Source organism: Mycobacterium sp. (genome assembly GCF_008709575.1).
Lineage (GTDB): Bacteria > Actinomycetota > Actinomycetes > Mycobacteriales > Mycobacteriaceae > Mycobacterium.
In genome coordinates this window covers 818-7,991 of record NZ_VYIK01000095.1, presented here as the reverse complement: position 1 = coordinate 7,991, position 7,174 = coordinate 818, and the positions used below count along the sequence as shown (strand labels likewise).

Below are 7,174 nucleotides of genomic sequence, written 5' to 3'. Positions count from 1 at the left end.
CGGTGGGCCCATTTTCTTATCCCACGGCGGCGCACAGCGCCTGGAAAACTAGCCCGTGCAACCTGGTGCACGACTTCGATGAACCCTAATATCGATGTATGTCGAAATCGAGGAGGTCGTCGACCGGGCAGGAGCCGTGCGCACCCGGGGCGCTGTTGCGCGAGCCGCTCTCGGCTGCGGAGACGGCGGACTTGGCGGCCAAATTTAAAGCCCTCGCAGATCCGGTGCGCCTGCGGTTGTTCAGCACGATCGCCAGCCACGCCGGCGGGGAGGCCTGTGTCTGCGACATCTCCGCGGGAGTGGGGGTCTCCCAGCCGACCGTTTCGCATCACCTCAGGGTGCTGCGCGACGCCGGGCTGCTCACCTCGCAGCGGCGGGCGTCGTGGGTGTACTACGCGGTGGTGCCCGAGGCCCTGGCCGGGCTGTCGGTGATACTGGGCCCCGCCACCGAGCGGGTGCCAAGACAGTTGTGCGTGCCCCCGGCAGGATTCGAACCTGCGACACCGGCTTTAGGAGAGCCGTGCTCTATCCCCTGAGCTACGAGGGCCGGGGACGTCTTTGAATGCCTGACGAAAACCTAGCCGTTCGAGGCCGCCAATAGTTTTCGGGGCACGATAGGCCCGGTCATGGGTGTGGCGAGTGCCAGTGTAGCGGGCGCTGCGAGGGCTGCGAAATGTTCGGCAAATCGCGTGTGAATGTGCGTTTTTCTAAGTGAATGTATGTTTGACTGGTTGGTGTGAAGTTGGTGTCGCGGGCGCGGTCGGTGGGTGTGATCCGCAAACTGCGTATGCGTGGGTTCATCGCGGGTACGTCCGCGCATTCGCCAGCAAGCCTTTAGCGCGCCCACCGCACGGGTGGGAATAGCTCAGGGCCGCAATGTGGCCTGATCAACTGCGGGCCAAACCCGGCGGGTTGTCCCGTGCCGCTCCTTGACGGCCAGCGACAGGCCGAAATCGTCGGCCTCATCGGTCCACCAGCGGGTGCGGCGCAGCCCTGCCGCGGCCAGCTCGGCGGCTACCGCATCAGGCCGGAACTTGCACGCCACCTCGGTCAGCATCTCTTCGCCCGCCGCGAATTCGACGGTCAACTCGAGGGCGCCGACCCGCACCCGCTGTCGGCGGTGGGCCCGCAGCCACATTTCCATCTGCTCGGCTTCAGCGTTCCAGCGGGCGACATGCTGGTAGGCGCCCAGGTCGAAATCGGCATCAAGTTGCCGGTTGATTACCGCGAGCACATTGCAGTTGAACCGCGCGGTTACCCCGGCGGTGTCGTCGTAGGCTCGCACCAGCCGGTCGGCGTCCTTGACCAGTTCGGTGCCCAGCAGCAGACCGTCACCCGGATGCATCACCGCGGCCAGACTCGCGAGGAATTCCGCGCGCGGCCCGGAGGTGAGGTTGCCGATCGTGGACCCCAAGAACACGAACAATCGCCGCCCACTGTCGGGAATCTCGGTGAGGTGTTGCTCGAAATCGCCGCAGATCGCCGCGATGTCGACGTCTGGGTATTGGCGTGCGATGGCGGCCGCGGCCGCTGACAGCATGCTGGCGTCGACGTCGAACGGGACGTATCGACGCAGCGAGCCGGCGTCGCGCAGCGCGTCCAGCAGGATCCGGGATTTCTGCGATGTCCCGCTGCCCAATTCGACCAGGGTATCCGCGCCGGTGCAGGATGCGATCTCGGCGGAGCGGGCCGAAAGGATCGGCGCCTCGGCGCGTGTCGGGTAGTACTCGGGCAGCCGGGTGATCTGATCGAACAGGTCGCTGCCCACCGAATCGTAGAACCATTTGGGCGGCAACGACTTCGGTGTCCTGCGCAGGCCGTCGAACACGTCCCGACACAGTGCCTCGTACGCCGAGTCGGCGGCCAGATGGTTGGACAGCGACAGCGTCATAGGATCCTTCCTCCGATCCAGCCTGCTCAGCGGACCCACGGCTGTTCGTGTGCCAGCCGCGCAACCGTGGGTGCGATGCCGTGGTCGATCACCTGCTCGGCGAGGTCGTCGGCCGGGCAGCGGCCCTGCTCGACGGCTTGGGCCAGCCGGCCCATCGCGTCGTGGAGGGGGCCGGGTGCCCGTTCGGCGGCGATGGCCACGCAGCGGTTGGCCGCCGCGTACAGCCGCCGGTCGGCCAGCCCGATGCGGGCCGCGGTGTCCCAGGCGGTGGTGACCGGTTCGACGGCCTCGGCGGCGAGGTCGGCGGCGGCCGCGTCGTCGAGCAGCGTCACCAGGGTGAACACCACCGCGGGCCAGATTTCGTCGGGAACGGCATCGAGGTAGCGGATCTCCAGCCAGCCGCGGGGGCGCACCGGCGGGAACAGCGTGGTCAGGTGGTAGTCCAGGTCGGCGGTGGTGGGACGACGCCCGCCCAGCAGGATGCGCCCGTCGGCCCAGTCGGCGAACGGCACGTACCCCAGCACCGGCACCGGGTCCGGGTCGTGCACCAGCATCACCGGCGCCTTGAGCGCGTAGCATGCCCAGTCGGTGCCCGGATCCGCACCGCCGGCGGTCAAGACAGGTCCGCAGCGTGCGCAGTCCAGCTCGCTCCACACCCGCTGGCGGGTCGACAGCCACCCGGAGAACCTTCCGCCCAAAAGTGGGGAGTTGGCGGTGAGCGCGATCATGGTCGGTCCCAGCGCGTGCGCCAGCCGCACCCGTGCCGCCCAGCCGGGCCGGGGCCCGGCGTCGAGGTTGACCTGCAGCGAGGCCGTCGAGGTCATCATCGCCGCGCCCGCGGCACCGCTGCGGCTGGCCGCGAAGAACCGTTCCATGGCGCGGTAGCGCGCCCCGGGATTGATTCGGCGGGCCGGCCGTAGCGGGTCGGTGCCCAGCAGCACCAGCCCCAGCCCGGCGGCGGCGAAAGCCGCGCGCAGCACCGCCTGGTCGCTGCTCAGCGCCTCGATCGCGGCCACCGCTCCGTCGGCCGGCGGGCCGGACAGTTCTACCGCGCCGCCCGGTTCGACGGTGACCGCGCTGCCGCCCGGCATCGGCGGAAGCGACTCGAGGACACCGGCGATTTCGTCCCAGGCCGGCCGCCGGTGCGGCTCGGCGGGGTCGAAGCAGTGCGCTTCGATCTCCAGGCCGACCCGCCCCAGCGGACCATCGGCCAAACAGCCGGCAGCGATGTAGCGCGCAGCCTCCGCCGAACAGGCCAGCTCGGCATCCGGCAGGCACACGTCCGGCCGCGACGCAACGGAAGCCCCGGGGGTCAGCGTCACCGCTGGATCCCTGCAAGCCCCCGCCACCCGGGGCGAGGGCGTCCGTCCACAGCCATTCGGCGTGTCGGTCTCATCGATCTCCTGCGGGTGGGTCGGCGGATCAACCGCGTGGTGTGGGGGTTCAGTGAACCGGGTTAGCGCGGCCACCGAGCGTGCAATGTTCGCCAGCTGACAATGCGGCGGCTTCCGATCAAGTCCACGGCGATCGTCAGTTCGCTGACACATTGCTAGGCCGGGGCGGTCGCCGTGTTTCTGACTGGACCGGCATAAACAGCCGGCGGAAAGGCCAGACAGCGTGGGGCAAGTCGACGATCTGTGGATGTCGCCGATGGGACGTATGGCAGGCATCAGTGCGGCGAGTATAGGTGTCGTCTACGGTTACGACTTGTCGAATTTCGCGGGCGCGCTGCGCTATCTCACCGATGACTTCAACCTGTCGACCCACCAGCAGGAGATGGTGACGACCGCGGTGGTGATCGGACAGATCGCCGGCGCGATGGGCGGGGGCGTGCTGGCCAACGCGATCGGACGAAAGACGTCGATGGTGCTGGTGGCAGCGGCCTACGTAGTGTTCGCGGTGTTGGGTGCGCTGGCGGTGGCGTCGCTGCCGATGCTGGTGGTGGTGCGGTTTCTGCTCGGATTGGCCGTCGGGGTGTCGGTGGTGGTGGTTCCGGTGTTCATCGCCGAGTGTGTGCCCGCGCGGGTGCGCGGGGCCGTGCTGGTCGGCTACCAGCTGGCGACGGTGCTCGGCATCATCGCCGGATACGTGGCGGCCTACCTGCTGGCCGATCTGCACAGCTGGCGGTGGATGCTCGGTTTGGCTGCGCTGCCCGCTTTGCTGGCCGTGTTGCTGCTGCTGCCGATACCCGAGACCGCTCGCTGGTACCTGCTCAAGGGCACGCTTTCAAAAACACGCGGCGGCGCGCTCACCGATATGCTGCGGCGGCCGTATTGGCGGGCCACGGTTTTCGTGGTGGGTCTCGGCTTTTTCGCGCACGTCACGGGCGTCAACACGATCGTCTACTATGGCCCCCGCTTGTTCGCGGCGATCGGATTCACCGGCGACTTCGGGTTGCTCGTTTTGCCGGCGTTGGCGCAAGTCGCTGGCCTGGCGGCGGCGCTGGTCTCGCTGACCCTGGTCGACAAGCTGGGTCGGCGGCCAATTCTGTTGGCGGGCATCGCCACGATGATCGCGGCTGATGTGTTGCTGATCGTCGTGTTCGCCTCGGGGTCTGGAGCCGGCACTGCGTTGCTGGGCTTGGCCGGCGTGGTGGTGTTTGCAGCCGGGTTCAGCTTAGGTTTCGGCTCCCTGTTAGGCGTTTACGCGGGTGAAAGTCTCCCGGGACGGCTGCGCTCGATGGGGTCGAGCGCGATGCTCACCGCGGATTTGGCGGGCAGCATGATCGTCGCCGCGATGTTCTTGAGCATGCTCCACTCCCTCGGCGGTGCGGGTGCCTACACGGTATTCGGCGCCCTGGCGCTGGGGGCGTTCGTCTTCGTCTACCGCTTCGCCCCCGAAACGAAGGGCAAGCAGCTCGAAGACATCCGGCACTTCTGGGAGAACGCCGAAAGACCGACCGGTCAGGGCAGGGCGGGCCGTCCCGGGGGTGCCCGGTAAGGCCGAGCGGGATCATCCCCCGGCGGTCAGCGCCGCCACACGTCGACCGACCAGCGTGTCCACGCTGGCCTTGCCGGCTCCGACGCACAGCAGCCACAGCAGCAGACCGATCAGCAGCCACTCCGGGGCGTAGAACAGATTGCTCAGGAAGTGCCATGGATCCGGGTATTTCTGCGCCAGGTTCGGGCCGATGTCGGTGATCAACGCGCCGACCATGTCCCCGGCCAGCACCACAGACACCAGCCGGGTACCAAGGCCCAGCATCAACGCCGCGCCACCGACGAGTTCCACCACGGCGGTAAACGGGGCAAGCACCTGCGCGGCGGGAATGCCGAGACCGACGAACATCGCGGTGAACTTACCGAGATCGCCGAGCTTGCCCACCGCGCCGCTGAAGAACATGAACCCAACGGTGAGGCGCAGCACCACATTGGGCAGCCAGGCCAGATTGTTCAGTGCGTCGGTGATACGGCGATACGCCGGATGGAAACGTGCGATGACGGATTCACGGGCTGTCAGCGGGTGTGTCATGTTTTCTCCGCGATCATCAGGGTGTATCCGGTGCGGCCGGCTTTGACCGCACCGGTCGCCGGCCGGGTAGGTGCCGGCACGGTGCTGCGATGCGCAGCGTGGTGATGCCGGCCAGGTCGCCCGGGTGCAGGATGCGCGCGAACCGGCCGTCGGCGGCGTACTTGTCGGGGAACGCCCACGGCGAACATTCGACCGCGATGAGGACCTCCTCAAGATCTTGCTTCACGGTCGTCACCGATGCTCCTCTGTCAGCTGTGCACGTCAGCGATTTCACCACCGTGCATCTCATGCGTGGTGGGCGAATGTCAGGAGCCGGACAATACGCGGTGCTACCTGGGGAACGGCGTGACCGTCCAAGGTAACCCAACGGCGCATCGCAGGGGTTGCCAGCTGTTGGCGGTGAGTGTGCTGGTGATGTGAATCTGACGGAGTGGGCGCGGGCTTTACGGTGTTCATCCCCAGACGGCATACCGGTGGTTTCGGGAGGCGGTGTTGCCGGTGCCGGCGGTACGGGTGAACGAGCGCACTGTGCTGGTGGGCCCGGACGCGGCGGCCGGGCCGGCGCCGACCGCGTTCGCCTCCTGGGCCACCGCCCCGCAACCGGCATGTCGGGCATCATCCACCCGGCCACCGACAACAGCGACCGGTCCAATGTTGCGCTGCGCGCAGCCGACCGCTTTGAGCGCACGGTTTCAAGCACTGCGCCGCTCGTAGAGTCGCGCACAGAAGCTTGTGAGCACCTCGGCCCGAACGGTGTTGGCCGCTGGCGGTGGGTGTTCTCTGGTGGACCGGCGCGCCTCGTCGTCGTTGTGGGCGGGTCGGTGAGCCAGAACTGTCCCACCGTCGTGTGGTGGTCGGCGGCCTGACAGGCCTGTCCGGTGGAGTGCCCGCACGCATCCGCTGTTGGGTGCGGGGTCCTGCCGGCTCACGCCTGATCGGCATGGCGAGTCCACGTCTGCCGATCGCGGCCGCCGCCCCGTGATGCACGGTGACCGAGGCCGGGTCGGAAGTCTGCTGCTTTAAAGGATTACGCCAATGTTGGGCGCCCCAGCGGCTGGTGTAAGCCGGATCAGCACCGATCACCGCGATACCGCGGCGGGCCGCCATCGAGGTCAGTCTGGTCGGGAACTTCGCTGAGTATACCGCCAGTCGACGTGCGTGCCGCAGAAGCGCAACGTCTGTTTACTGATGCTCGTTTTCCTTGATTTTCTCTACTCGGCTCTCAATTATGTTCAGCCCGATATAGCTCTGGAGTGCGATGAGAAAGTAAGCCGCGTTGCCTCCTGTTAGCGCGGCGCCGACGAAAGCCAGTATGTAGCTGTCGTATATGGGGTTCTCAAGCAACATGAATATGCGGGCGTGGGATATCGTCCCGCGGCCGAACCAGTTACCGTTCAATAGTGAAGGCCAACCAATTTCGCGGATTGCCAGGCCGAACACCAGTGTCGCCAGTGCGAGAAATGTATAGCCGGTGAGGGGCATGGCCGGGAAGTAGAGTAGATAATGGCTGTCCAAATTGAGTAGTAGGTATATAGCGATTGTCCAGAACGGCAGTATGACCAGGCTGTGCAGTAGCCAGCCGTTTTTATGCCAGCGGTTATAAAATCCGAAACGCTTTTGGGCGAACACACTACCGGTATTTATGCCGATAGCGAGGGCGAAGATGACGCAAGTAAGTAAAAAATATCCCATGTCAATCTTGGCAGCCGGGCCGGGTTGTTCAGCAGGTGTCAACAGTTGTTCAGGGCGTCGGTGGTGTGGCGGTAGGCCGGGTGGATGGTTTGCGTCTGACTTCGCCGCAGAGATGGGCTT

At 66.4% G+C, this 7,174-nt stretch carries 6 protein-coding genes, 1 tRNA gene and 2 pseudogenes; 2 read left to right on the top strand and 7 right to left on the bottom strand.

The features are described from left to right. Nucleotides 1-98 precede the first annotated feature (98 nt). Nucleotides 99-437: pseudogene (locus tag F6Q13_RS16305) on the top strand (ArsR/SmtB family transcription factor); the annotation flags it as partial. A gap of 37 nt (nucleotides 438-474) precedes the next feature. Here F6Q13_RS16305 and F6Q13_RS16300 read toward each other — a convergent pair. The 3 genes and pseudogenes from F6Q13_RS16300 to egtA all read right to left on the bottom strand — a co-directional run bounded on the left by F6Q13_RS16300 (nucleotide 475) and on the right by egtA (nucleotide 3,171). Then, nucleotides 475-547 (bottom strand) — tRNA-Arg (locus F6Q13_RS16300). A gap of 381 nt (nucleotides 548-928) precedes the next feature. Further along, nucleotides 929-1,891, bottom strand: a pseudogene (gene egtD, locus F6Q13_RS16295) (L-histidine N(alpha)-methyltransferase); the annotation flags it as partial. A gap of 26 nt (nucleotides 1,892-1,917) precedes the next feature. Beyond that, the gene (egtA, locus tag F6Q13_RS16290) at nucleotides 1,918-3,171 is read right to left on the bottom strand and encodes an ergothioneine biosynthesis glutamate--cysteine ligase EgtA (protein WP_293058742.1); all 1,254 of its coding nucleotides are present in this window, start codon (nucleotides 3,169-3,171) and stop codon (nucleotides 1,918-1,920) included. A 370-nt stretch (nucleotides 3,172-3,541) separates the two neighbouring features. On the opposite strand from egtA, the gene F6Q13_RS16285 reads away from it, so the two are divergent. After that, nucleotides 3,542-4,831: an MFS transporter gene (locus F6Q13_RS16285; protein WP_293058738.1), complete on the top strand. Its 1,290-nt coding sequence runs from the start codon at nucleotides 3,542-3,544 to the stop codon at nucleotides 4,829-4,831. A 12-nt stretch (nucleotides 4,832-4,843) separates the two neighbouring features. Here F6Q13_RS16285 and F6Q13_RS16280 read toward each other — a convergent pair whose 3' ends face one another. The 4 genes from F6Q13_RS16280 to F6Q13_RS16265 form a co-directional block, all read right to left on the bottom strand. After that, entirely contained in the window at nucleotides 4,844-5,362 is a 519-nt protein-coding gene (locus tag F6Q13_RS16280; RefSeq protein ID WP_293058735.1) for a DoxX family protein, read from the bottom strand. 16 nt (nucleotides 5,363-5,378) lie between these two features. After that, nucleotides 5,379-5,597 (bottom strand): hypothetical protein, encoded by a 219-nt coding sequence (locus tag F6Q13_RS16275; RefSeq protein ID WP_293058732.1) that lies wholly within the window; start codon nucleotides 5,595-5,597, stop codon nucleotides 5,379-5,381. 217 nt (nucleotides 5,598-5,814) lie between these two features. Beyond that, complete coding sequence (locus tag F6Q13_RS16270; protein ID WP_293058729.1) at nucleotides 5,815-5,985, bottom strand: hypothetical protein; 171 nt, start codon at nucleotides 5,983-5,985, stop codon at nucleotides 5,815-5,817. Between the two features lie 559 nt (nucleotides 5,986-6,544). Then, nucleotides 6,545-7,174: methyltransferase (locus F6Q13_RS16265; protein ID WP_293058726.1), on the bottom strand; the 630-nt coding region annotated here is incomplete at its 5' end.